Source organism: Plantactinospora solaniradicis, from assembly GCF_042658085.1.
Taxonomy (GTDB): domain Bacteria; phylum Actinomycetota; class Actinomycetes; order Mycobacteriales; family Micromonosporaceae; genus Plantactinospora; species Plantactinospora solaniradicis.
Genome location: NZ_JBHSPR010000018.1, coordinates 542757 through 566188 on the forward strand (window position 1 = coordinate 542757; position 23432 = coordinate 566188).

At 71.5% G+C, this 23432-nt stretch carries 18 protein-coding genes; 8 read left to right on the top strand and 10 right to left on the bottom strand.

Annotated features, from left to right (window positions below; genetic code table 11):
- Positions 1-174: 174 nt before the first annotated feature.
- Complete coding sequence (locus ACFP2T_RS24250) at positions 175-3480, bottom strand: BTAD domain-containing putative transcriptional regulator (protein WP_377425142.1); 3306 nt, start codon at positions 3478-3480, stop codon at positions 175-177.
- 274 nt (positions 3481-3754) lie between these two features.
- On the opposite strand from ACFP2T_RS24250, the gene ACFP2T_RS24255 reads away from it, so the two are divergent.
- Both ACFP2T_RS24255 and ACFP2T_RS24260 read left to right on the top strand, forming a co-directional pair.
- Positions 3755-4636, top strand: a complete 882-nt coding sequence (locus tag ACFP2T_RS24255; RefSeq protein WP_377425143.1) for an alpha/beta fold hydrolase — start codon at positions 3755-3757, stop codon at positions 4634-4636.
- A gap of 117 nt (positions 4637-4753) precedes the next feature.
- Positions 4754-5356 (top strand): TIGR03086 family metal-binding protein, encoded by a 603-nt coding sequence (locus ACFP2T_RS24260; protein WP_377425144.1) that lies wholly within the window; start codon positions 4754-4756, stop codon positions 5354-5356.
- Between the two features lie 123 nt (positions 5357-5479).
- On the opposite strand, the gene ACFP2T_RS24265 is transcribed toward ACFP2T_RS24260, so the two are convergent.
- From ACFP2T_RS24265 to ACFP2T_RS24275, 3 genes are all read right to left on the bottom strand, one after another.
- Positions 5480-6142: a lipoprotein gene (locus tag ACFP2T_RS24265; RefSeq protein ID WP_377425145.1), complete on the bottom strand. Its 663-nt coding sequence runs from the start codon at positions 6140-6142 to the stop codon at positions 5480-5482.
- A gap of 117 nt (positions 6143-6259) precedes the next feature.
- Complete coding sequence (locus tag ACFP2T_RS24270; protein ID WP_377425146.1) at positions 6260-7501, bottom strand: sodium:proton exchanger; 1242 nt, start codon at positions 7499-7501, stop codon at positions 6260-6262.
- Between the two features lie 251 nt (positions 7502-7752).
- Positions 7753-8490, bottom strand: coding sequence for a hypothetical protein (locus ACFP2T_RS24275; RefSeq protein ID WP_377425148.1), 738 nt, complete (start codon positions 8488-8490; stop codon positions 7753-7755).
- 272 nt (positions 8491-8762) lie between these two features.
- Here ACFP2T_RS24275 and ACFP2T_RS24280 point away from each other — a divergent pair, with 272 nt between their 5' ends.
- Complete coding sequence (locus ACFP2T_RS24280; protein WP_377425150.1) at positions 8763-9572, top strand: putative protein N(5)-glutamine methyltransferase; 810 nt, start codon at positions 8763-8765, stop codon at positions 9570-9572.
- Positions 9573-9661: 89 nt separating this feature from the next.
- Here the strand turns inward: ACFP2T_RS24280 and ACFP2T_RS24285 are convergent, their stop codons facing one another.
- Together ACFP2T_RS24285 and ligA are read right to left on the bottom strand one after the other, a co-directional pair.
- Entirely contained in the window at positions 9662-10846 is a 1185-nt protein-coding gene (locus ACFP2T_RS24285; RefSeq protein WP_377425151.1) for an alanine racemase, read from the bottom strand.
- A 185-nt stretch (positions 10847-11031) separates the two neighbouring features.
- A complete protein-coding gene (gene ligA / locus ACFP2T_RS24290; protein ID WP_377425152.1) occupies positions 11032-13341 on the bottom strand; it encodes an NAD-dependent DNA ligase LigA in 2310 nt (769 codons plus the stop codon).
- Between the two features lie 183 nt (positions 13342-13524).
- On the opposite strand from ligA, the gene ACFP2T_RS24295 reads away from it, so the two are divergent.
- From ACFP2T_RS24295 to ACFP2T_RS24315, 5 genes are all read left to right on the top strand, one after another.
- Entirely contained in the window at positions 13525-14517 is a 993-nt protein-coding gene (locus tag ACFP2T_RS24295; RefSeq protein ID WP_377425153.1) for a cation diffusion facilitator family transporter, read from the top strand.
- A gap of 171 nt (positions 14518-14688) precedes the next feature.
- Positions 14689-15582 (top strand): DUF1996 domain-containing protein, encoded by an 894-nt coding sequence (locus ACFP2T_RS24300; RefSeq protein WP_377425155.1) that lies wholly within the window; start codon positions 14689-14691, stop codon positions 15580-15582.
- Positions 15583-15686: 104 nt separating this feature from the next.
- Entirely contained in the window at positions 15687-16301 is a 615-nt protein-coding gene (locus tag ACFP2T_RS24305; protein WP_377425156.1) for a DUF305 domain-containing protein, read from the top strand.
- A 138-nt stretch (positions 16302-16439) separates the two neighbouring features.
- Positions 16440-16934 (top strand): hypothetical protein, encoded by a 495-nt coding sequence (locus ACFP2T_RS24310; protein ID WP_377425157.1) that lies wholly within the window; start codon positions 16440-16442, stop codon positions 16932-16934.
- Complete coding sequence (locus ACFP2T_RS24315) at positions 16931-17491, top strand: TetR/AcrR family transcriptional regulator (protein ID WP_377425159.1); 561 nt, start codon at positions 16931-16933, stop codon at positions 17489-17491. The genes ACFP2T_RS24310 and ACFP2T_RS24315 overlap by 4 nt, the downstream gene beginning before the upstream one ends.
- A gap of 22 nt (positions 17492-17513) precedes the next feature.
- Here ACFP2T_RS24315 and ACFP2T_RS24320 read toward each other — a convergent pair whose 3' ends face one another.
- From ACFP2T_RS24320 to ACFP2T_RS24335, 4 genes are all read right to left on the bottom strand, one after another.
- Positions 17514-18677, bottom strand: a complete 1164-nt coding sequence (locus ACFP2T_RS24320) for an ABC transporter ATP-binding protein (protein WP_377425160.1) — start codon at positions 18675-18677, stop codon at positions 17514-17516.
- A 2-nt stretch (positions 18678-18679) separates the two neighbouring features.
- The gene (locus tag ACFP2T_RS24325) at positions 18680-19795 is read right to left on the bottom strand and encodes an ABC transporter substrate-binding protein (protein ID WP_377425162.1); all 1116 of its coding nucleotides are present in this window, start codon (positions 19793-19795) and stop codon (positions 18680-18682) included.
- A gap of 12 nt (positions 19796-19807) precedes the next feature.
- Entirely contained in the window at positions 19808-21568 is a 1761-nt protein-coding gene (locus ACFP2T_RS24330) for an ABC transporter permease (RefSeq protein ID WP_377425164.1), read from the bottom strand.
- A gap of 90 nt (positions 21569-21658) precedes the next feature.
- Entirely contained in the window at positions 21659-23383 is a 1725-nt protein-coding gene (locus tag ACFP2T_RS24335; protein ID WP_377425165.1) for a thiamine pyrophosphate-binding protein, read from the bottom strand.
- Positions 23384-23432 lie beyond the last annotated feature (49 nt).

The following is a 23432-nucleotide window of genomic DNA, read 5'->3' on the forward strand; positions in this document are numbered from 1 at the left end:
GGGTCACGCGGAGCCGGGGCGTCGAGTGGAAGGCGGCGTACGGCCGATGCGAGTGCTCGTCTGGCCAACCGGGCGGCAGGTCGCTCGACCTGGTGGAGGCCGAGGTAGGAACGGCAGGCAGTGACAGATCACGGTAGGCAGGAACAGGACAGCGGCTACCAGCTCGGGCGGAGGTCAGCGCCGGAGTGCGGCGGCGAGATCGTCGAGATGCCGGGCCACCGGCCCCAGCGTGAGTACGCCACTTCCCGCACCGGCCAGCTCGTTGGCGGCGGGCAGGAGCCGGGTGTGGACGTACCGCATCGTCGGGCGGTCGTCGAGGGCGAGGGCGGCTCGGCCGACGAGGCAGAGGCGGACTTCCCAGAGCAGGTCGTGGGGTGACTCCGGCACCCGCGACAGCGCGGCGGCGGCCTCGCCCCGACGGTCGGCGCCCAACAGCAGCAGAGGACGGGTCCACGGCTCGTACGGGCCCCAGTTCCAGTTCTCCCACTCCGTCAGCGGTGCCGACGTCTGGAGGGACGGTGCCGACGTCTGGAGGGACAGGGACAGCAGGGCGAGCGGAAGTAGGCCCTCGGCCATGCCCGGCATCCCGCCGCCGACGAGCTGGGCGTTCGCGGCGCGGTATCCGGCCTCGGCCTCGGCGAGGCGACCGTCGACGGCCAGGCGCAGGGCGGCGTACCAGCGGGTGAAGACGCTCACCGATGGCAGGCCGTAACGGTCGGCGAGGCGGTCGGCGGCTTCCGCGTGGGCGTCGGCGGTGGTGAGCTCGCCGAGCGCGCCATGCGCCTGCAACAGGATGAGGTGGCCGAGCACCTCGAAGGTCACCAGCTTCTGCCGGGCGGCGAGGTCGACCAGTTCGGTGCCGATCCGGGCACGTGCGTCGGCCAGACCGGGGCGCTGGAACGTGTGCATGAAGCGCGCGTTGAGGGCGAAGGCCAACAGCGCCGGGTCGGCTGTCTGCCGGGCGATCGCCGTGGCTTCCCGCGCCGCACGGCGGCCGCGGTCGGTGGTGGTCCCGCGCAGCTCCAACGCGACCGTGCTCAACAGGCGGCTGCGGTGTGCGAGCTGGTCCTCACCGAGCCCGGCCAGGGCGTGTTCGGCGGCCCGGACGACCTGGGCGGAGAGGTGTTCGTCGTCGTTTCGGGTCCAGATGGCGGGCACTCCGAAGGCGGCGATGACGTTCGCGGTCAGCTGCGGGTCGTCGAGCCTCTCGACCGTGGTGATCGCCTCGGCCCGGAGCCGCCGCGCCTCGCCCAGTTGGCCGGTCACGGCGAGCGCACGCCCCAGCCCCATGACCGCCGCCAGGCGTCCGGGTACGTCCCTCCGGTCGGCGCGGTCGTGGGCGGTGATCGCCTGTCGCCACAGGCGTACGGCCTCGTGCGGGTTGGAGCGGTGTTCGGCCCGCTCCGCCGCGGCGTGGGCGTACCGTGCGGCCCGGGGCGCGGTGGCGCGGCTCTCGGCGTGCTGGAAGTGGTGGGCGAGGGCGGCGACGTCCTGCGGGTGCAGTCGTTCGATCGCCTCGGCGACGGCGGCGTGCCAGTGGGCTCGGCGCAGCGCGGACAGGTCGCCGTAGAGCGTGTCGCGCACCAGGATGTGGGTGAAGCGTGGCTGCCCACCGGGCGCCTGTTCGGTCAGGAAACCGGCCTGCAGGGCGGAGTCCAGGGCGTCGAGCATCGTCGCCTCGTCGCCGACCAGTCCGACCAGTACGTCCGGGTCGATGTCCCGGCCGATCACGGCGGCCTGCCGCAACACGGTCCGCGCCGCGCCCGGCAGCCGGCTCAGGCGGTGCCGGATCACGTCCCGTACACCCGCCGGTACCTCCTGTACCGCCACGGCGCCCTCGGCGGCGACCAGCCGCGCCAACTCCCGGACGAAGAACGGGTTGCCGCCGCTGCGACGGTGGATCAGGTGTGCGGTGGGCGCGTCGAGTGGCTGCCGGGCGACCGCGCGGGCAAGCTCGGCGGTGGCCGTCTCGGACAGCCCACCCAGATAGACCCGCACGGGCTCGGTACGGGCGCTCCGGGCCAGCGCCGCAGTCAGTTCCGGAGTGATCTCCGTGGCCCGGTACGTCCCGACGACCAGCACCGGCCCGTTGACCGGTGCCGGCTGCGCCACGAGGGCCGTCAGCAGATCCAGGGTGCTCTCGTCCGCTCGGTGCAGGTCGTCGACGACGAGCAGCAACGGCCGCTGCTCCGCGACCGTCGCCAGCCGCGACAGCGCGGCGTGGCGGAGGCGGAACCGGGACACGGCCGGGTCTCCGGCCGCTGGTGGGGCGTTTGCCGCGTCGCCCCGACCAGGCTGTTCCCGGGCGGGCCCGGAGACCGGCCCGGTCAGTGCGTCGATTATCTGCGTCCACGGCCCGGCGATCGCGGCACCGTCGTATTCGGGGCTGCGGCCCCAGGCCGTCGTCCAGCCAACTGCGGCCAGCCGTCCGGTGAGCGCCTCGGCCAGCGCCGTCTTGCCCGTTCCCGCGTCCCCCGAGACCAGGGCGAGGGTGGGGCGGGCGTGCCGGACGACCGTCGCGGCGACCTGCTCCAGGTGGGCCAGTTCCTCGGCGCGGCCGACGAACGGGCGCTGTTCGTCCCCGCTGACCAGTGCGGGGTCCGGGCGGTCGCGCGGTCCTGCCGGCAGGTCATCCGTGGTAGGCGTCGGGACGCTCGGCGTCGCGGGCTGTGCGGGCGGCTGCGCGGTGGCGGGGCGCAGATGCGGCGCCTGGGCGAGGATGTCGGCCTCCAGTTGCCGCAGCCGGGGCCCCGGATCGAGGCCGAGTTCCGTCGCAAGGGTATGCCGGACCCGGCGCAGGGCGGCGAGAGCCTCGCCCTGCCGGCCCGACCGGTACAGGGCGGTGGCCAGCAACTGCCAGGCGTCCTCGCGCAACGGTTGATCCTGCGTGTGGGCCTGGAGCTCAAAGGCGGCGTCGGTGGCCCGTCCCAACAGCAGCAGGGCCTCGGCCCGACGCTCCACGGCCAGCAACCGCAGCTCGTCCAGCCGGTCGATCTCCGCTCGAGCCCAGATCTCCCCGGCGACCTCGGCGTACGCGGGTCCGCGCCAGAGGGCGAGCGCCTTGTCCAGACCCGCCAGCGCCTCCGTACCCTGGCCAGCCGTCAGGAGCCGCGCGGACTCGCCGACCATCGCCTCGAACCTCCAGGCGTCCACCCCGTCGGGTGCCGCGCGCAGCACGTAGCCGGGTGGCGCGGTCACCAACAGTCGGGCCTGCTCCCGGGGGAGCCGATCAGGCTCCAGGGCACGGCGCAGATCGGACACGAAGGTACGGATCGCCGCGACCGCCCCGTCCGGGGGTACGTCCCACAGATCGTCGACGAGCCGGTCGACCGGTACGACCCTGCCCCGGGCGATCAGCAGGCGTGCCAGTACCGCGCGCTGGCGAGGACCCTTCAGCGGAACGGGACCACGGTCGGACACCGCCTCCACCGGGCCGAGCACGCCGAAGGCGACCGCTTGCGCCGTCGCCTGCCTGGTCATGGCCCCCAATGTACGCAGCAGCGGTCGCCCGTCCGGCAGTCTCCGCCGGCAGTCCCCGCCCGGCCACCGCCCGCGCCGTACGGCCGGTATTCGGCCCGCACCCCGAGTACGCGGAGCGCACTCATCCGACACTGATCCGCCGCTGACCACCGCCGGCCACGCTGGACGCAGCACCGGGTACGGGCCGGGTGAACTCGGGTCACCGACGGCCCGCCCGTAACAGGAGCCACGCGGGTCACAGGAAACTCGCGGGGCACAACAGGAAGGCATCATCGTGGAACCGAGGATCAACGGATTCGACTACCGGCGCGTCGCCGTCGCCGACGGCGTCTCCCTCAATGTGGCCGTCGGCGGCTCGGGCAGCCCTGTCGTGCTGCTGCACGGCTTTCCGCAGACCCATCTCATGTGGCGGCACGTCGCGGCCGACCTCGCCGCCGACCACACCGTGATCTGCCCGGACCTTCGCGGTTACGGCGCCAGCGACAAGCCCGTCGACGCCGACGGGACGGCGTACGCCAAGCGGACCATGGCCGCCGACGTCGTCGCGCTCGCGCGTGCGCTGGGCCACGAGCGGTTCGCGCTGGCCGGGCACGACCGTGGCGCCCTGGTCGCCATCCGGGCCGGCCTCGACCACCCCGGCGCGGTGACCCACCTCGCCTCGCTCGACGTGCTGCCCACCCTGGACATGTGGGACGTCATGCACGGCACCTCCGCCGCCGTCGGCTTCCACCTCTACCTGATGGCACAGCCGCCGGGGCTGCCCGAGCAGTTGATCGGCGCCAGCCCTGACGCCTTCTTCGGCTACTTCCTCGACATCTGGACCCGGAACCCGGACGCGATCCCCGCCGAGGTGCGCAGCGCCTACCTCAAGGCGTCCCGCGAAGCCGTCACCTCCATCGTCGCGGACTACCGAGCGTCGGCCGGGATCGACGTCGAGCAGGACCGCGTCGACCGGGCCGCCGGGAACCGGCTGGGCATGCCGGTGACCGTCCTCCAGCAGGACTGGGGCGCCGCCCTCGGCTTCGACGCGGCCGGGCTGTGGCGCACCTGGGCTTCGGACCTGGAGCACGCCACCGTTTCCTGCGGTCACTTCATGGCCGAGGAGGCCCCCGCCGAGGTCGTCAAGGCGCTCCGATCACTCCTGGCCCGCCAGTGAGCGCCCCACGTCACACCGCAGCCCGCTAGTGGAACGGATCGTTCCGCTCTGCTAAGCTGGAGAAGGACCAGGCGGGACCTGCGATGCCGGCGAATGCCGGTGGAGAGAGGTACGGGAATGAGCGGGACGATCACCATCTCGGACTGGCGGGCCGTGCTGGCCGAGGCCCACACCGCGCTGCGTAACGCCGTTGCCGGTGTCGGAGCGGAGGACCAGCACCTGCGCACACCCTGCGAACAGTGGTCGGTGGCGCAGGTCATCCAACACGCGACCGGCGACCAGATGGCCTTCACCTCGGCGATCACGGGCGGGCCGGGGCCGTCGGAGAACCCCTTCACGCCCTCCGGCCAGATCGACGGGGAGCCGCAGGCCATCCTGAACCCGGCCCTGGACGCCTCGGCCGAGGCCTGGGCGACGGTCGAGGACGACGCCCCGGCGGTGGCGAACCCACTGCCGCAGGGGCCGATGCCGGCGTGGCTCGCCGGCGGAGCCTGCGCGCTCGATGCCGCCGTGCACGCCTGGGACATCGCCATGGCCACCGGCCAGCCGTCTCCGCTGACCCCCGAACTGGCTCGTCCGCTGATGGTGGTCGCCACCAACATCGTCGAGCCACTGCGGGCCTACGGCGCCTACGCACCGGCGCTGGACACCGATTCCGGCGCGGACGACGTCGCGGTGCTGCTGCGCTATCTCGGTCGCCCGACCACCTGGACCCGGTAGTCGCGGCCCACCCGGGCGCCGTACCGAGCAGTACGAGCAGTACGAGCAGACCCGGAACGCCGAACACCTCCTCGCCGGCCACCGGTACGGCCGAGAGGAGGTGTTCGGGTACGCGGATCCGCGCTACCTGGTCACCGAGACCGTCTGCTTCGCGAGTTGGAACGCCGGGAACATCGCCTCGAACTCTTCGGTATCGGTACCGCTCAGCGTCAACAGCATCGTGCCGAACCGGGTCGCCACCACCAGTGCCCGGCCCCGCTTGGTCTCACCGGTCAGTTCACTCTCCTCCATGAACGTCACCTCGGTGGCGATCAGCGGACCGGCCTTGGTGTCCCGGTACTGCACGTCCGTGAGCTTGCCGTACTTGGCGACGAACTCCTCAAGGCCCTTGCGGGCGCCGATCACGGCACCCCGGTCGACGACCCAGACCCGCATGAAGCCGATGTTGCCGGCCGGCTTCGCGTCGATCTCGCAGCTCATGGTGGAGCCGCCCACCTGGATCAGTTCGGCGAAGTCCGGGTTGAACACCACCGGCTTGGCCTTCCACTTCGCGGGCAGGTCGAAGGTGATCGGCAACTCGCAGGACGTACCCGTCGGACCGACCTTGGTGGCCGCCGTCGCTGGCGCGACGTCGTCGTACCAGGGAGGACCTGGCGCCACCGGCGTCGTACTCGGGCTCGCCGAGGCCGCACCGCCGGCCGACGGCGTCTCCGCGCCGTCACCGCAACCGGCGGCGATCCCGATGGTGAGCGCGGCCAGCACGGCCGCGCGAATTCGTCTGCCCACTTGTGCACTACTCCCAGTTGATGTTGAAGGCGACGCAAGCAAATCCGAGTGATCAGCGGAAAGTCAATCGAGTTCGCAGCGGAACGTGACACCGGACCCGACCGGTGCGCCGTGGCCTCAGGTACGAGGCCGCGCCCGACCGGTCGGCCAGGCCGCACGTACCAGGGTGGGTAGTTCCCGACGCTGGCGGAGCAACAGGATGCCGGCCAGGATCGCGTACGCGACGGCGACCGCGTAGCGGACCGTCTGTGTCGGTATGGCGAACTGCACCGCGAACAGCAGAAGCAGCAGCGCCGCCTCGCTCCGGGAGATGCGTAGATCCAACAGGACCGCGACGCCGAGCAGGGTCTGCGCGGTGGTGAGGTACAACTCCTCGGTCTGCCGGTCGTCCAGCGGCAGACCGGTGAACTCCCCGCCACCGAGGTAGAAGGCGATCGGTAGGCAGGCGACGAGCAGGGTCCACTGGTTGAGCTTCGCCGCCAGCAGGGCGCCCAGCCCGTCGTCGGCCCGACCGCGCAGGGCGAAGGCCACCGCCACGATCACCTCCGGGGCCTCGGAGGCGACCGGAGCCAGCCACTGCACGAGCAGGAACTCGTCTATCCCCAGCGTCGATCCGGCCTCGACGAGAGACTTGCCGAAGGGCTCGGCCGCGCTGAGGATCACCACCGCGGCCGTGCCGAACAGTGCTGCGGCCGTCAACCGGCGCCGCGTGGTGGGCTGGTCGGCGAGGGTGGCCGCCACCCCCACCAGCCCCTCCTCGGCGTGTTCGCTCCGCCCGACCCGGGAAAGGTAGAGCGCGTAGAGTCCGCCCAGGACCACGGTGTCGTACCAGGCCAGTCGGCCGGTCACCGGGATGACCAGCGCGTACACGGTCGCCATCAGCAGGTACACGGTCTCGGTCCGCCGGTGCGGGGACAGGCATACGCCGTTGCGGTCGCCGGGCTGCCCGCGTCGGCGTACGGCCCAGATGGCGAAGAAGACCAGCAGCGGCCAGGCCACCCCGATCAGCAGGCGGTTGGCGCCGGTCATGTTCGCCAGTGCGAACGCCGCGAACTCCGGATCGGAACCGGCGGCGAACGCGAAGTAGATGTCGATCGCGTACTCCGGGAGCACCGCCACCAGCGCGAGCAGCGCCAGCGCGAGACTGCCGGGCAGGTCCACCCGGGCCACCTCCGAGGCCCACATCAGCAGCGCCACCGCCGACAGCACCGCCACCCCGAAGACCGCAATCCCGACCAACGGCGGCAGATGACCGCCGGACAGCCGGACGGCGACGGCCGGAACCGCCGCCAGCGCCGCGATGCCGACCCGGGTCGCGACGCCCCGGGAGGACACCGTGACATCGAGTCTCACCCGCACTGCCGCCACCCCCCGTCGGCATCGAGCCTGCCGGACCGGGCCGGGGACAGCGGCCGAACCGACCAGATTCACCGAACCGACCAGATTCACTCGGCACCGGTCACTGGTCACCGGGCACCGGTCACCCTTCAGCCGGGCACCCTTCAGCCGGACACGGCGAGGCGGCCCGCCGCATCCGGCGTGCCGACGGCGGACGGCGGGGCGGGACCGGCCCGACCGGCCCGATCCCGCCCCGCCGAATCCGTCCCGGCCTACCCCTGCGCGCCGCCCGCGTCGACGACCTTCGCGCCGGCCGGCGGGGCGAACGCCGACTTGTTGACCTTCTCGGAGTACTTCACGAGTTCGACGGCGACCTCCTCACCGGTCTCGGTCCGCCCGGTGAACGCGGCGAGCAGGCCCGAGTCGGTGACGCAGACGGTGAGTTCTCCCGGCGTACCCTCGGCGGTGCCGAGCGGGTCGCTGATCCCGGTGACGTTCGCGCAGAGTGTGTCCTGGCCGGCGATCTTCCGCTCCGACGTGCCCACGTCGGCGTTCGGCACCATCGCGGCGGCGGTGACCAGACCGAGCGCCAGTTCCGGGGTGACGAAGCCGGGACCGGCGACCGAGGCGACGGCGGTGGCGTCCGGTCCGGTCGTGGCGGTCACGGTGTTCGGAGTCCGGTTGCACTCCTTGCCGTCACAGATTGTCGTGTGTTCCGGCGTGAAGATCAGGCGACCGTCGCCGGTGATCAGCGCCGAGTTGGGCGGCTGCTGCGCGACGGTGACGTTGGTCTGCTTGTCGCTGGCCTTGGTCTGCTGGTTATCGACGATCTTGTACTCGGCGGTGAAGGTGAGTTCGGCGGACTTGCCGAGCCGGTCGGCGAAGTCGGTGACCGTGGTGGCCGCGTCGACGGCGTTCTGGACGGTGTCGATGACGCCGCAGCCGGCGCCGAGCATGACGAGGGCGGAGAGGGCGGCGAGGCGCCCGGCGAGTTGACGAGGCGAAGTCATGCCGACAACTGTGCGGGCGATGATCGTTCCGAACCACGTACCGGGGCGGAGACGGCACGAATTCGGGAGAGCCCCGGAGAGCCCCACCGGCATCGGAATTCGATGCTGGGATACGTTGTCAGCCACAGCCACAGCTACGGCTACCGGAGGAGGTGGGACCGATTCTCGTCATGATCGGCGGGGTGCTCCCACCGCACGGCCCGATGGCGTCACCGGTCGAGACCGGGCCACGGTAGCCGCGGGAGCGCCCCAGGCGTTCCGAAGGGTTGTACGTGTCGAAATCAACCGACGCTCCGGCGTCCAGTTCCATCCCGGCGCCGAGCCGGGCCACGATCGTCGACCGGCTTCGTGCCGCCGGCTGTGTGTTCGCCGAGGACGAGGCCGAACTCCTGATCGACTCCGCGGCGAGCCCGGCCGCGCTGCTGGCGATGGTCGACCGACGGGTCGCCGGGCTGCCGTTGGAGCACATCGTCGGCTGGGTCGACTTCTGCGGGCTGCGGGTCGCCGTCGACCCGGGGGTCTTCGTGCCGCGTCGCCGGACCGAACTGCTGGTACGCCGGGCCGCGGCGGTGGCCGTACCCGGGGCGACGATCGTGGACCTGGCCTGTGGCTGCGGCGCCATCGGAATGGCGATCGCCGCGCTCGTCGAGGATGTCGTGCTGCACGCCGTGGACATCGAGCCGGCCGCCGTACGCTGCGCGCGGCGCAACCTCGCGGCGCTGGGCGCCCAGGTGTACGTCGGGGATCTGTACGACCCACTCCCCGCCCGGCTGCGTGGGCACGTCGACGTGCTGGTGGCCAACGTTCCCTACGTACCCACCGAGGCTGTCGACCTGCTGCCGCCGGAGGCGCGGATCCACGAGCCGCTGCTGGCGCTGGACGGCGGTGCCGACGGGCTCGACGTGCTGCGCCGGGTCGCGAGCGGAGCCCGCGACTGGCTGGCTCCGGGTGGGCATCTGCTGCTGGAGACCAGCCTCGAACAGGCGGGCGCCGCGTTGTCGGCGCTGGCCGGGGCCGGCCTCGCCCCGGCGATGGCCCGGGACGATGACCTACCGGCGACGGTCGTGATCGGCCGCTGCTGACCGTACGGCCGGCGCGCGGCCCTGACCCACCGACCGTACGACCGGCCGGTGATTCAGCTCGCTGACCGTACGCCGGCCGGTGGCCCCGCTCACCAGCCGCGCAGGCGGGACCAGACTGAACCGATGGTCCGGGTTCCGGGCTGGAGCACCTGGTAGACGTCGTGCTGGGCGGCCGTCGCGCAGGCGTGGATCGGCAGCACCCGGACCTGGGTGCCGACGGGCAGTTCGGGCAGCGCCGCCCCACTGCCCTCTCGGATCGTCAGGGTGCCGTGCTCCTGGCTGGCGTCGGTCATGACCAGGTCGGGATAGAGCGGCCCGTCGAGCCGGGCGACGAGCCCGTACCCCTGGTCGATCGGCTGGCTGGACGTGCCCCGGTCCCGGGAGGTAGCCATCCAGCCGCCGTCGGTGATGATCCAGCCCTTCTCCGGCTGATGGCCGATCACCGTGGTCACCACGGACATCGCCAGGTCGTCGACGTCGCACACCCCGATGCCGGCCATCACGAGGTCGAAGAAGACGAAGTTGCCGGCTCGAACCTCCGTGACTCCGCTGAGGTCCTCGGCGGCGTGCGCCGTCGGGGTCGAGCCGACGCTCACCACCGGAGCGGCGAATCCGGCCCCGCGCAGATCCTCGGCCACCCGGACCGCGCTCGCCCGCTCGTGCTCGGCGGCGGCGACGAGTTCCGCCCGGGAACGGCTGTGGTACGACCCACCCGCGTGGACGAGTACGCCACGTGCCTCGGCGCCGCCGCGCTCCAGCACCTCGGCGATCCGTACGGCGGTCGGGTCGCCCGGTCGTACGCCGCCACGGTGCCCGTCGCAGTCGACCTCGATGAACGCCGGGATCCGTACGCCGGAGCCGGTGGTCGCGGCGGCGACCGCCTCGGCCTGCGCCACGCTGTCGATCAACACCTGGAGGTCCACTCCGGCCCGGTGCGCCGCGACCACCCGACCGAGCTTGTGCGGGGCGAGACCCACCGCGTAGAGGATGTCGGTGAACCCGTGCGAGGCGAAGGCGTCGGCCTCGCGCAGTGTCGACACGGTGATCGGTCCGGTGCCGCCGTCGAAGAGCAGTCGGGCGACGTCCACCGACTTCGCCGTCTTCACGTGTGGCCGCAGCCCCGTGCCCAACTGCCGCAACCGGGCCCGGAGGCGCTCGATGTTGCGCTCGACCCGCGCCCGGTCCAGGAGCAGGAACGGCGTCTCGGGAGGACCTCCGGTGGCGATCTCGTCGGTCCGGTCCGCCGTACGGATGTCCTGCGGAGTCGCGACCATGCCCACCTTCCTCAGCGTTGCGTCGACCAGGGTAGTTGCGCAGGTCGGAGGTCCTGGACCAGCGCCACAGTGTAGTTGAGCAGGTCGGAGACCCCGGACCGGTCAGCCCCGCCGGTCACCCGGCGGGACTCGACTCTGGCGTGCCCGGCGGGACTCGACTCTGGCGTGCCTCTGCCGAACGTCGACTACGGCGTGTCCTGTGGGACGTCGGCCTCGGTCTGCTCGCCGGGCCCGTCGATTTCCGCCAGGACCTCCGCGATCGTCGCCACGTCGCCGGCCGTGTGTGCCGTCAGCAACGCGGCGAACCGTTCCGCCGGCAGCACCCGTACGCCCAACGTGACGGCCTTCTCCGCCTTGCTGCCCGCGCCCTCTCCGACGACCACCAGATCGGTCCGCTTCGAGACCGACCCGGAGGACTTCCCACCGAGTCGCTCGACCGCCTCGTTGCCCTCGTTGCGGGACAGTCCCGGCACCGAACCGGTGACCACCACCGTCATCGGGGTGCCGTCCGGCCTGCGTAGCGGCAGCGCTGTCGGGGTCGGGGCGGAGGCGTCGGGATCACCGTCGTCGCCCTGGCCGGTTGCCGCCGCCGGGACGACTCCCGGCTCGGTCATGTTGACTCCGCGAGCCGTGAGCTTGTCGACCACGGGCGCGAGTTCGACGAGTTCCGCCGCGATGGTGACGGCCCGTTCCGGCCCGACGCCCTCGACCTGCTGGAGATCGGGCACGGACGCGGCGAGCAGCGCCTCCATCGTGCCGAAGTGCCGGGCCAGCCGCCGGGACATCGAGCGGCCGGTCATCCGTACGCCGAGGCCGGTGAGGACCCGGGACAGCGGTTGGCTCTTCGATGCCTCGATGTTGGCGACGAGTTTCCGGGCCGATGTCTCACCCAACCGGTCGAGGGTGGCCAGGGTGGCGGCGTCGAGGTCGTAGAGGTCGCCGGGATCGGTGACCAGGCCGGCGCCGACCACGAGATCAATGATCTTGCTGCCCAGCCCTTCGATGTCCATCGAGTCCCGGGCCGCGTAGTAGGACAGCGATTCCCGGGCCCCACAGGCGCGTCCCTGCGTGCAGCGCCAGCGCTTCTGCGACCGGTCGATCTCGCCGCCGCACCGTGGGCATCCGACCGGCGGCTCGTACGGCGTCGAGTCGGCCGGGCGCTCGTCCAGCTTGGCGCCGGTCACCTCGGGGATCACGTCGCCGGCCCGCCGGACGAACACGGTGTCGCCGGCCCGTACGTTGCGCCGGACCAGGTCGTCGAAATTGTGCAGCGTCGCCGAGGTGACCGTGACGCCGCCGACCTGCACCGGTGCCAGCACGGCGACCGGGGTGATCACGCCGGTCCGGCCGACCTGCACCTCGATCCGGAGCAGTGTCGTGGTGCGGGTGTCGGCGGGGAACTTGTAGGCGATGCCCCAGCGGGGCGCCCGGGTCCCCGACCCGGCCAGCTCGCGGTCTGCCGGGTGGTCGGCCTTGATGACCGCTCCGTCGATGCCGAAGCCGAGTTCGCCGCGCCCGGCGTAGAGCGCCTCCACCGCGGCGAGCACCTCGTCGATCGTGGCGCAGAGCGGCATTCCGGCCGGCGAGCCGGCGGTGGTGGCGACGCCGAGGCTCTCGATGTAGGCCATGGTCGCGGAGTGCGGCCTCGCCGTGGTGTCGCCGGCACCGATCCCGGTCACGGCGTCGCCGGCACCGGCCTCGGTCACGGCGTCGCCGGCACCAATCCCCGGCGCGGCGTCGTCGGCACCGATCCCGGGCACGGCGTCTTCGAGCCCGTGCACCGCGTAGGCAAGGAAGGACAGCGGTGCGTCGTACGCCCGGTCCTGGGCCCGGAGGGTGCCGGCGGCGGCGCTGCGCGGGTGCGCGAAGGCCGGCTCGCCGTTTCCGGTCCGCATTTCGTTGGCGCGGACGAAGTCGGCGTCGGTCATGAACACCTCGCCGCGTACCTCCAGCGTCACCGGCTCGCTGAGCTGCTCCGGCAGGCCGACCGCCCGGCGGGCCTGGGTCGTCACGTCCTCGCCGGCCCGGCCGTCCCCACGGGTGGCGACCTGGGTCAACCGGCCCGCCACGTACCGGGCGGCGATCGCGAGACCGTCGATCTTGGGCTCCACGGTGTAACCGGCGGCCGGACGGCCGAGCAGCTTGTCCAGCCGCGCGGCCCAGCGGCTCAACTCCTCCTCGCCGAACACGTTGTCGAGGCTCAGCATCGGGCTGCTGTGCTCGACGTCGCCGACCACTCCGGCACCGGCGGCGACCAGATCGCTGGGCGAGTCGTCGCTCTTCCAGCCCGGCTGGGCCGTTTCGGTCGCGATGACCCGGGCCATCAGGGCGTCGTAGGTCGCGTCGTCCATCGCGAGATCCGTGCCGCTGTAGTAGGCGGCCGCCGCCGACCTGATCTCGGCGAGCGCCGTAGCGTAGTCCGCCCGGTCCTCGAACGGCTCGGCCAGCCCGGAGTCCACCACCGGGTCAACGGAGTCGACCACCAGCTCACTCATGTCGCCGCCCCCGCGCTCCGCATCAGTTGTGACCTCCTGTCGTGTCGTGAGTACAGCCTAGAGATTGGGTACGACGCATCCCGCGTCGCTCAGTCGCCCCTGCCCAGGTCCCGGCCCGCACCCCGGCTCAACTCGATCCGCAACCGCCGGATGGGCCCCGGCCCGGACACCTAGGCTGATTTCATGGCCGAGCCGGCGCAGCGTCCGGGGGACGGGCAGAGCGCGCAAGGTTCGGAGAGCCCGCTCAGTCCGGCGAGTTCGCAGGGTTCGCAGAGCGTCGGCACGGTGATCGTCGCTGGCCTGGCCAACCTGGCGGTCGCGCTGGCCAAGGCGCTGGCCGGGGTGATCTCCGGCTCCGCCGCGGTGCTGTCGGAGGCGGCCCACTCCGTCGCCGACACCACCACCGAGGTGCTGCTCTTCGTCGCCCTGCGCCGGGGCAGCCGGCCGCCGACCAGCCAGTACCCGTTCGGGTACGGCCGGGAGAGCTACATCTGGGCGTTCGTGGCGGCTGTCGTCACCTTCGTCGTCGGCGCCGGATTCTCCATTTTCCAGGGTGTCGAGGCGATCCAGGAGCGGCACGAGAAGCTGGACGCCACGGTCGCGTTCGTGGTGCTGGCCGTCTCGTTCGTCGCGGAGGGGATCTCGCTGCTCCGCTCCGTGCGGCAGTTGCGCCGCCGGGCGGCCCGCTGGCGGGTCCCGTGGATGCGGGTCGTCCGGAACACCCCCAACACCACGATCAAGGCGGTGCTGCTGGAGGACAGCGCGGCGCTCGTCGGCCTCGTCCTGGCCGGTGCCGGCGTGACGCTCTCCGAACTCACCGGAAGCCCGGTCTGGGACGGGATCGCCTCCATCGCGATCGGCGCACTGCTGCTGGTGGTGGCCACGACTCTGGCGCACAACAACATCCGCCAGCTGGTCGGGCGGGCGGCCGGGGAGGCGGTCCGGGCGGAGATCCACGAGGAGCTTTCCCGGGTGCCGGACGTCCGGGGGGTGGACCGGCTGATGACCCTGCAACTCGGCCCGGAGGACATCCTCGTCGCCGTCAAAGTCAACTTCGCCGAGGATGCCACCCGGGCGGAGATCGAGGTCGCCGCGGACGAGGCCGAGCGCCGGCTGGTCGCCCGGAACCCCGCGATCCGGTACGTCTTCCTCGACCCGACCCGCCGCAGGCCCTGAGTCCCTCGAAGGTATTGACAGTTTTCGACGGCAGGCTCAAGCTGGTGTCAGAGAGCGCTCTCTCGCCTCCCTTAGGAGGACAGACCACCACCAGTCTGGCCAGCGATCTCCGATGCTTCTCGGCGGCGCCATCGGAACCGACCTGGTCCGTTCACCAGCTAGGAGTCAGAGATGGATGGGGCTGCACCCCGGAACGGAACGCGCCGCCGCCTGCGGCTTGTCACAATGCTCACCGCTCTGCTGGCCCTGCTCGGCGCGTACGCCGTGGCGGGACGGGCGGAGCCGGCCGAGGCGCGCGCGCCCATCGTGCGGGTGGCCGAGTTCCTGGCCGACTGCCCGTTCAGCCACCGCCTACCGGACGACCCGATCATCTACCCGGGCCTGCCCGGTGCCTCGCACATGCACAGCTTCTTCGGCAGTACGGCCACCAACGCCTACACCAACCTGGCCGACCTGCTGAACTCCAACACCACCTGCAACCCGAGGGTCGACGTCTCGTCGTACTGGGTGCCCACCCTGTACGCGGACAACGCACCGGTGGAACCTGCCATCGTCACGTTCTACTACCTCGGCGAGGGGGTGCGCAGCGACATCGTCGCGAACACCCAGCCCATCCCGCTGGGGCTGCGGATCGTGGCCGGCAACGCCCGGGCGACCGCTCCGGACTCGACCACCATCTCGCGCTGGTCCTGCCTGCACGCCGGGCACGTCGGTGCGTCCAAGGACTTCGTCAACTGTCCCTCCGGCACGATGCTGGAGTCGTACCTGGACTTCCCGCAGTGCTGGAACGGCCGCGACCTGGACTCGCCCGACCACAAGAGTCACATGGCGTACCCGGTGAACCAGGCCTGCCCGTCCAGCCACCCGGTGGCAGTACCGAAGCTCCGGCAGGTGATCAGGTATCCGGTCAGTGGCAACCCGGCGCGGTTCCGGCTCGCCTCCGGGCCCGGTTTCACGATGCACGGCGACTTCTTCAACGCCTGGCCCGCGGCGGAGATGCTCCGTCGGGTGCAGGACTGCATCCGTCCCGTGATCAAGTGCGGTGCGGACGGCCGACCGAGCTGATCGGACGGGGTGGGTCCGGGTCGCCGGGCCCACCCCCGTTCGGCTCCGGGACGCCGGGGCCCACCCCCCCCGTTCGGCTCCGGGACGGAGGAAGGAAGCCGCAGATGAGGCCCCGCGCCGTCGTACCGCCCACCGCACTGCTCGTCGTGGTGCTGCTCGTCGCGGCCTGCGCCGGCTCCGCGACACCGCCGGCCACCTCCGATCCGGGTACGGCGACCAGCACCGGCCCCGCCACCGCCGGGTCGGTGACCCCGACGGGCACGACCAGTTCGTCCGACCCGTTCAACGGCACTGACATCGCCTGGCTGCAACTGACGGTCGCGATGCACGAACGGGTGCTCCCGATGCTGGACCTGGTGCCGGCGCAGACCGCCGAGCCCGCGCTACGCCGACTGGCGGCCCAGGTCCGGGACACTCACCGGGCCGATCTCGCACTGTCCCGGAAACTGCTGGACCGCTCCCGTGCCCCGAAGACCAATCCGCACGAGGGTCACGACATGCCCGGGATGGTGACCGCCGCCGAACTGGCCACGCTGGGTACGGCGACCGACGCCGATTTCCGTCGCCTCTTCACCCACCACCTGCGCGAGCATCTCGAACAGGCGACCCGGGTGGCCCGCGCCGAGCAGAAGTCGGGTGCCGACCCCGCCACCACCGCCCTCGCCGCCGCCATCGCCCGCACCGGCACGGCGTACCTGGCCCAGCTCGACCACCTGTAAGGAAGGGCCCCTTCTTATCGTTTTCTGTAGAAGAAGGGCCCCCTCCTAACACCTCAATGGATTGACAGCGGGACCGGCCGCGGGCTAGTTTGCTTACGACGTAAGCTTACGTCGTAAGCAAACTAGAGAGTAGGCGTCATGAAGAAGATCGCGATCATCGCTCCGCTGGTCTGGCTCGGCTGGCTCGTCCTGATCGACTGGGTGCCGATGTTCCCGCTCAACGACCTCGACGTGATCAGCGTCGAGGACCGGGCGATCGCCGCCGCCGCGAACTATCCGGTCCCGCTGCTGATCGCCGGGGCCGTCGCCCTCGGTCGGCGCTGGTCCCACATCGCCGCCGTCGCGCTCAGCGCGCTCTGCGTCGTCGGGCACGTCAACTCCTGGTGGATCCCCTACTTCGGCAGCGCCACCGCCGCCGCGCGGGCGGACTACCTGGAGTACTACTCCCACACCCTCAGGTTCCTGCCCACCGCCGGGCACGACGTGGTCATCGACGTCCAGCACACCGTCGTCGGACTGCTCACCCTGGCGATGCTGGCCGCTACCGGCATCGTCACTATGAGGTCATGGCCACGACACCGGAACGCCGACCTGCCGGCCGCAGCGGTCGCGGCGGTCGCCCAGCCCAGATGACCCGCGACGACATCGTCGCCGCGGCTCTCCGGGTGATCGACACCGATGGACTGGACGCGCTCACCATGCGCCGGCTCGGTGCCGAACTGGGAGTCGCGGCGATGTCGCTCTACCGGCACCTGTCCAACCGGGACGCGGTACTCGCCGCGGTCGTCAACCACCTGGCGGCCGAGGCGGTCACCGATCTTGAGCCCGGAGACTCCTGGTCCGAGGCGCTCACCCGGTTCGGGACCGTGTACCGCCGGATGCTGCTGGCGCATCCGCGAGCGGTGCCGCTGCTGGCCACCCATCCGATGGACATCGACGCGGGCCTCCGGCTCATGGGGGGCGTACTCGACCGGTTCGCCGCCGCCGGACTGTCCCAGGCCGAGGCGCTGACCGCCGTACAGTCGGTCGCCGTCTTCGTACTCGGACACGCCCTTGCCCAGGTCGGCACCCCGCCCGGCACTCCGGCCGCACCGCCGGAGACGCCGGAGGTCGCCGAGTACTACGAACGCTGGTTCGACGCCGGACTGACCGCGATGGTCTCCGGGTTCGCCGCCCGGCACAGACGGTGAACGGCCCACGACCGGGACCGGATCAGTCGAGCGACGTCTTCGCCGGGGCGTCGCCCGTGCCGGCCAGGGCCGGCACGCCGGACGGAGCCAGCGGTACGACCAGCCGGGCCGGCAGGTGCACCGTGACGACGTCCCCGGGGGCGGGCAGTTCCGGACCGAGCTGGGCGAGGGCCCCCTCGTCGAGCTGGGTACGTAGGGTGACTCCATCCGCCTCGACCAGCAGATTCAGGGTACGACCGAGGTACGTCGACCGGAGCACCGCGGCCCGGATCTCGGTGGCCGGCTCGTTCGGCGGTCGGTCCAGGCGTACCGCCGAGGCGCGGAAGGCGACCGAGGCGGGGGCGCCGGCCGGGCCGGGCGGCGGGCCGGGCACCGTGACCGTGAGGGTGGACCCGTCGACCCGGACCACGTGCTGCCCGGCCTCCACCTCCGCCACCACCCCCGGCAGGATGTTCTGGTAGCCCATGAAGTCCGCCACGAAGGCGCTGGCGGGCCGGGAGTACAACTCGCGTGGTGGCCCGATCTGTTCGATCCGGCCGGCGTTCATCACGACGATCCGGTCCGAGAGCGCGATCGCCTCCTCCTGGTCGTGGGTGACGTACACCGACGTCGTACCGAGCTGGTCGTGCAGGCCACGGATCTCGTCCCGGAGCTGGTATCGCAGTTTTGCGTCCAGGTTGGACAGCGGCTCGTCGAAGAGCAGCAGCTCGGGCCGGCTGGCCATGGCCCGGGCCAGTGCGACGCGCTGCTGCTGCCCGCCGGAGAGCGAGACCGCCATCTCGTCCGCCCGGTTGGCCAGACCCACCCGGCCGAGCATCTCGTGCACCCGCTCCCGGAGCTCCGCCCGGGGCACCTTCGCCATCTTGAGCGGATAACCGACGTTGGCCCGTACGGTCATGTGTGGCCAGAGGGCGTAGCTCTGGAACACCATGCCGATCCGGCGCTTGTCCGGGGGTACGAAGACCGCCCGTTCCGGCGCGGCGAAGATCCGTCCGTTGAACGAGATCTCGCCTGCGGTGGGCAGTTCCAGTCCGGCGATGCAGCGCAGTGTGGTCGTCTTGCCGCAGCCGCTCGGGCCGAGCAGGGTGAGGAACTCGCCGGGACGTACCCGCAGGTCTATGCCGTCGACGGCGGCCGTGTCACCGAACCGCTTGACCAGCCCGTCGATCACCAGGTCCTTCGACATGGTCAGCCCTTACCGAAGATCTGCTTGGACTTCGCCAGGTACGCGGCCTGGGCGGCGTTCACGTCGGCGATCGCGAACGGCTTGAGCTGGTCCATCGTGCTCAGAGGCGGCAGTCCGTTGACGTTCGGTGCGTTCGGCATCGTCGGCGCGTACCCGGCGTCGGCGACCGCCTTCTGCCCCTCGGGCGTGAACAGCCAGGTCATCAGCAGCTTGGCCGCGTCCGGGTGCGGTGCGCCCTCGACCAGGCCCAGGTAGTGCGGGGAGACCTGGTTGCCGCCCTCGACCGGGAACACCAGGTTGACCGGCGCGTTCTTGGCCTTGTCACGAAGATAGAAGCTGTACGGGTAGACCGGTGCCATCGCGAACTCACCGGTCGCGACCGCCTGTCCGGCGACCGGGCCGGAGGCCACCCAGTGGATCTCCTGTCCGGCGAGCCCGCTCAGGAACGCGTCGTCGTACCTGCCGTCGTGCAGCATCCGGGAGAAGGTGCCGGCGACCGCCCCGTTCTTGGTGGCGTCGTCGAGGACCATCTTCCCCTTCCACTTCGGGTCGACCAGGTCCCGCCAGGACTTCGGGGCGTCCGCTGCCGGCACCTTCTCGGTGTTGTAGAGGATGCCCATGATGCTGCCGGAGGCGGCGTAGACGATTCCGCCGGGATCCTGGTACTCCTTGCCCAGGGTGGCGGCGGTGACCGGAGCGAACGCCGCGTACCGCTTCTCCACGAGCTGGGCGGCGACGGTGGTGTCACCGCCCTGGACCAGGTCGGCGATGTGCTTGCCGCTGCCGAACTCCTGGTTGATCTTGCTGGCGAGCTGCGGTCCGACCAGGTATTCGCCGGTCACCTTGATGGCCGGGAACCGCTTCTGGAACGCCTTGTAGACCTCGACCTTGTCGTTCTCGCCGGGACCGTAGACGACGACCTCGGTCTTTCCGGCGGCCTTGGCGGCGTCGTACAGCGTGGTCATCGCGTCGACGGCGGCCTGGCCGCCGAGCTGGTCGGCGTCGCCGGCCACGTTGGCGGCGGCGTCCGACGGCACGCCGCCGCCACCGCACGCGGACAGTGCCAGGGCGACCGCCACCGCGACCGCTCCGGTACGGAGCATGTTCCGCACAGTCATGGTTCTTCTCTCCTAGCCGAGGGTTGCGGGGGCTGACCGGGTAACGGGGTGCGGCGCGGGTACGGCGAGCGCCCGCCGACGCAGGTGACCGAGGAGACGCGCCAGCCCGGCCAGTACCACGAGGCCGAGGCAGAGCAGCACCATCATGATCACGAAGAGGGCGGCGGCCCGGGACGTCTCGCCGGCCGTGTACAGCTCGAAGACCAGCAGCGGCACGGTGGCGTTGTTCTGCGACGAGAGCAGGATCGGCACGGCGAGGTTGCCCGACACGACGATGGCCGAGACGAACCAGCCGGCCAGGAAGCTCGGCGCGATCAGCGGGAAGACGATGCCGGCGAACATCCGCAGCGGGCGGGCACCGGCGACCCGGGACGCCTCCTCCAGTTCGTGGCTGAGCTGCGCCAGCGCCGGTTGGATGGCCCGCTGTGCGATCGGTACGGTCGCCGCGATCAGCGCGAGCAGCACGATCCAGACCGTGCCGTAGAGCTGGCGCAACCCCGGCACGCTGATATAGGCCCAGGCGATGCCGAGACTGAGTACGACGCCCGGCACCGCCCACGGCAGCCAGGTGAGCATCTCGACCACCCGGCGCAGCCTGGTCCGGTTGTGTCCGATGGCGTAGCCGACGACCAGGGCGAGGAGCATCGCGCCCAACCCGCCGACGACCGCGACGAACAGGGTGGAGCGCAGTGCCAGCACGGTGGTCGGATCGGCCAGCAGCTCCCGGTAGTTGACCAGGGAGTATCCGGCCGAGCCGCCGAAGAACGGCTGCAACGAGCCGATCACCAGCTGTGCCATCGGCGCGACGACGGCGAGCAGCGCGTACAGCACGATGAACGCCGTACCGGCCCACCGCCATGCACCGATGTCCCAGGCATCGGTCCGGTAGCCCTTGCCGGTGACGGTGGTGTAGCTGCGCCGGCCCAGCAGCCGCCACTGCAACCCGACCAGCACCATCACGACCGCGACCAGGAGCAGCGACAGGGCGCTCGCGCCGCCGTAGTCGGCCGGGGTGCTCTCGCTGATCAGTCCGTAGATCCGGGTGGAGAAGACCTCGATCCCGGCCGGGGTGCCGAGGAACAGCGGTACGTCGAAGAACTCCAGGCCGATGACGAAGTTGAGGATGACCACGCCGCTGACCGCCGGCGCCAGCACCGGCAGGTCGATGCCGAGCATCGTGCGGAGCTTGCTCGCACCGGAGATCTGCGCCGCCTCCTCCAGGCTGCGGTCCAGGGCGAGGAACGGGCCGAGCAGCATCAGGTAGCTGAACCCGGCCGACTTGAGCGCGATGACGACGATCAGCCCGGTCCACGAGTTGACGTCGAACGGGGTGGCCTCGGTGCCGGTCAGGTCCCGGAAGAGGGTGTTGATCGCCCCGATCCGAGGGTTGCCGAGCATTCCCCAACTGATCGCGTAGAACAGCGGTGGCAGTGCGACGACGATCAGCATGCACGGGGTGACCAGGCGGCGCAGCGGCGTACGGGTCCGGGTCACCAGGAAGGCACAGAGTAGGCCGATGCCGGTGCCGAGCACCGTCACGGCGGTGGAGAGCAGCAGCGAGTTGCGCAGCGTGCTGTACGTCGCCGGATCGGTGTACGCGGTGCGGAAACCGTTCCATCCCCAGTTCGCCGGCAGGCTCGGGTCCTGGTTGCGTACCGCGCCGACCGCCAGCATGACGATCGGGAAGGCGAACAGGAAGACGCAGACGACGATCAGCGGTGACAGTCCGCGCGCGGTGCTGAACGGTCCGGTGCTCGGCTTCCTGGTGAACACGACAGCCCTCCTAGCGTGGTCGTGCCGGCTGGTCCCGATCGGACGTCGCCGCTGGTGAGGCCCCCGGCTCGGTCATGGCCCCCGGCCCGGTCATGGTTCGGTCCGGTCATGGTTCGGCCCGGTCAGGACTTCGACCAGCGTCGGCCCGGCGGTGTCGCGTACCGCGCGGAGTGCCGCGGAGAGCTCCGCGGGGGTTTCGACGCGGGTCGCCGGGACCCCGAAGCCGGCTGCGATCTCGGCGATCCGGGGACCGCCGATGTCGGTGCCGGGCCAGCGCCCGGTACGTCGGGCCGCGCCGTCGAACCGGTGCAGCGCCGAGCCGACCGCGCTGTAGCTTCCGTTGTTCAGCACGATGAAGGTGACGGCGATCCGGTAGTGGACGGCGGTCCAGAGTGCCTGGATGCCGAACTGGAAGGATCCGTCGCCGAGGACGGCGACCACCGGGTGCCCCGGCTGGGCCAGCCGGACCCCGAGTGCCGCGCCGGTGCCCCAGCCGAGCGAGCCGGACGAGGAGAGCAGTACCTGGTCCGGGCGGCGTTGCGGCAGCGCGGCGAGCAGCGCCGGGGTGGCCGTGGTGGCGTCCAGCACGACGGTCGTGTCGTCGCCCAGCCCGTCGACCAGCGCGGCCACGATCGGAGCCAGGCCGACGTGACCCGGAAAGGCGGCGACAGGTCCCGACGGCGTCGAGTCCGTCGACCGCGTCGCGTCCGTCGGGACCGTCGATCGCGTCGCGTTCGTCCGCAGCGGCGTTGCGTTCGCGGGTACCTGTGCAGGCGTCGGCAGCGCCGCGAGCAGGTCGTCGAGGACGGCCCGCGTGTGCCCGACCAGTCCCACGTCCACCGGGTACAGCCGGCCGACCTCGCCAGCGTCGACGTGTGCGTGGATGGTGCTGGCCCGGGTGGGCAGCTCGTTCTCGGCCGGCGCCTCGAACTCGGTGAACATCCGGCAGCCCACGAAGAACAGCAGGTCGGCGTCTCGTACCGCCGGGTGGTTCGAGGCGTACGGTCCGGCGAAGCGTGGGTGGGAGGTGGCGAAGGCGGTGCGTTGGAATCCGCGCCGGTCCTCGCCGAGTACGGTCGCGCCGAGGTGTTCGGCGAGGGTGACCAGGGTCTCGGTCGCACCGTGCCGGGCCACGTCGCCGCCGGCCACCAGCACCGGACGGGTCGCCTCGGCGAGCAGCCGGGCCGCCGTGGTGACCGCCTCGACGGCTGGCCGGTTCTGCGGTACGGCCGCTGGTACCACCGCCGTCGGGGCGGCCTCGACCGGCGCGGTCGAGTCCATGACGTCCTGCGGTAGGCCGATCCAGGTCGGCCCGGTGGGTTCGGCGGCCGAGGTACGGAGCGCCCGGGCGACGTCGGACGGCAGGGTGCCAGCGGAGGTGACCTGTCGGGCCCACTTGACGTGCTGACGGATCATGTCGCGCGGGTACGGCACGGTGGTGAACCCGTCGCGGCCCTGTAGCGCGGTGGACTTGAGCCCGTTGAGCACCAGCACCGGCGAGTTCGCCAGCTGTGCGGCGGTCAGGTGCGCCACTCCGTTGGCCATGCCCACGTTGGTGTGCAGGTAGGCGACCTGGGGGCGGCCGGTGATCCGGGCCGCGCCGTCGGCCATCGCGACCGCGATCGACTCGTGTGTGGTGAGCACGATGTCGAGTTCCGCGGACCGCTCGACGACGGCGTCGAGGAAGGCGGCCTCGGTGCTGCCAGGGCAGCAGAAGACCTGTCGGACACCCCAGCCGATCAGTACGTCCAGCAGGGCATGGGCGGCAGGCGTACCACTGTTCCGGCTGGTCGGACGGATCACCGAACTGGTCATGATCACCCCTTGACCTGGTGTTACGGGGATGTGGCGATCGAGTCGGGCT

Bases quoted from the DNA above. Each gene is read 5' to 3' on its own strand.
- ACFP2T_RS24275 (WP_377425148.1), bottom strand. From the start codon at position 8,490: ATGACTTCGCCTCGTCAACTCGCCGGGCGCCTCGCCGCCCTCTCCGCC.
- ACFP2T_RS24295 (WP_377425153.1), top strand. From the start codon at position 13,525: ATGGCCGAGCCGGCGCAGCGTCCGGGGGACGGGCAGAGCGCGCAAGGT.
- ligA (WP_377425152.1), bottom strand. From the start codon at position 13,341: ATGAGTGAGCTGGTGGTCGACTCCGTTGACCCGGTGGTGGACTCCGGG.
- ACFP2T_RS24250 (WP_377425142.1), bottom strand. From the start codon at position 3,480: ATGACCAGGCAGGCGACGGCGCAAGCGGTCGCCTTCGGCGTGCTCGGC.
- ACFP2T_RS24315 (WP_377425159.1), top strand. From the start codon at position 16,931: ATGACCCGCGACGACATCGTCGCCGCGGCTCTCCGGGTGATCGACACC.
- ACFP2T_RS24285 (WP_377425151.1), bottom strand. From the start codon at position 10,846: ATGGTCGCGACTCCGCAGGACATCCGTACGGCGGACCGGACCGACGAG.
- ACFP2T_RS24260 (WP_377425144.1), top strand. From the start codon at position 4,754: ATGAGCGGGACGATCACCATCTCGGACTGGCGGGCCGTGCTGGCCGAG.
- ACFP2T_RS24305 (WP_377425156.1), top strand. From the start codon at position 15,687: ATGAGGCCCCGCGCCGTCGTACCGCCCACCGCACTGCTCGTCGTGGTG.
- ACFP2T_RS24310 (WP_377425157.1), top strand. From the start codon at position 16,440: ATGAAGAAGATCGCGATCATCGCTCCGCTGGTCTGGCTCGGCTGGCTC.
- ACFP2T_RS24335 (WP_377425165.1), bottom strand. From the start codon at position 23,383: ATGACCAGTTCGGTGATCCGTCCGACCAGCCGGAACAGTGGTACGCCT.
- ACFP2T_RS24320 (WP_377425160.1), bottom strand. From the start codon at position 18,677: ATGTCGAAGGACCTGGTGATCGACGGGCTGGTCAAGCGGTTCGGTGAC.
- ACFP2T_RS24300 (WP_377425155.1), top strand. From the start codon at position 14,689: ATGGATGGGGCTGCACCCCGGAACGGAACGCGCCGCCGCCTGCGGCTT.
- ACFP2T_RS24325 (WP_377425162.1), bottom strand. From the start codon at position 19,795: ATGACTGTGCGGAACATGCTCCGTACCGGAGCGGTCGCGGTGGCGGTC.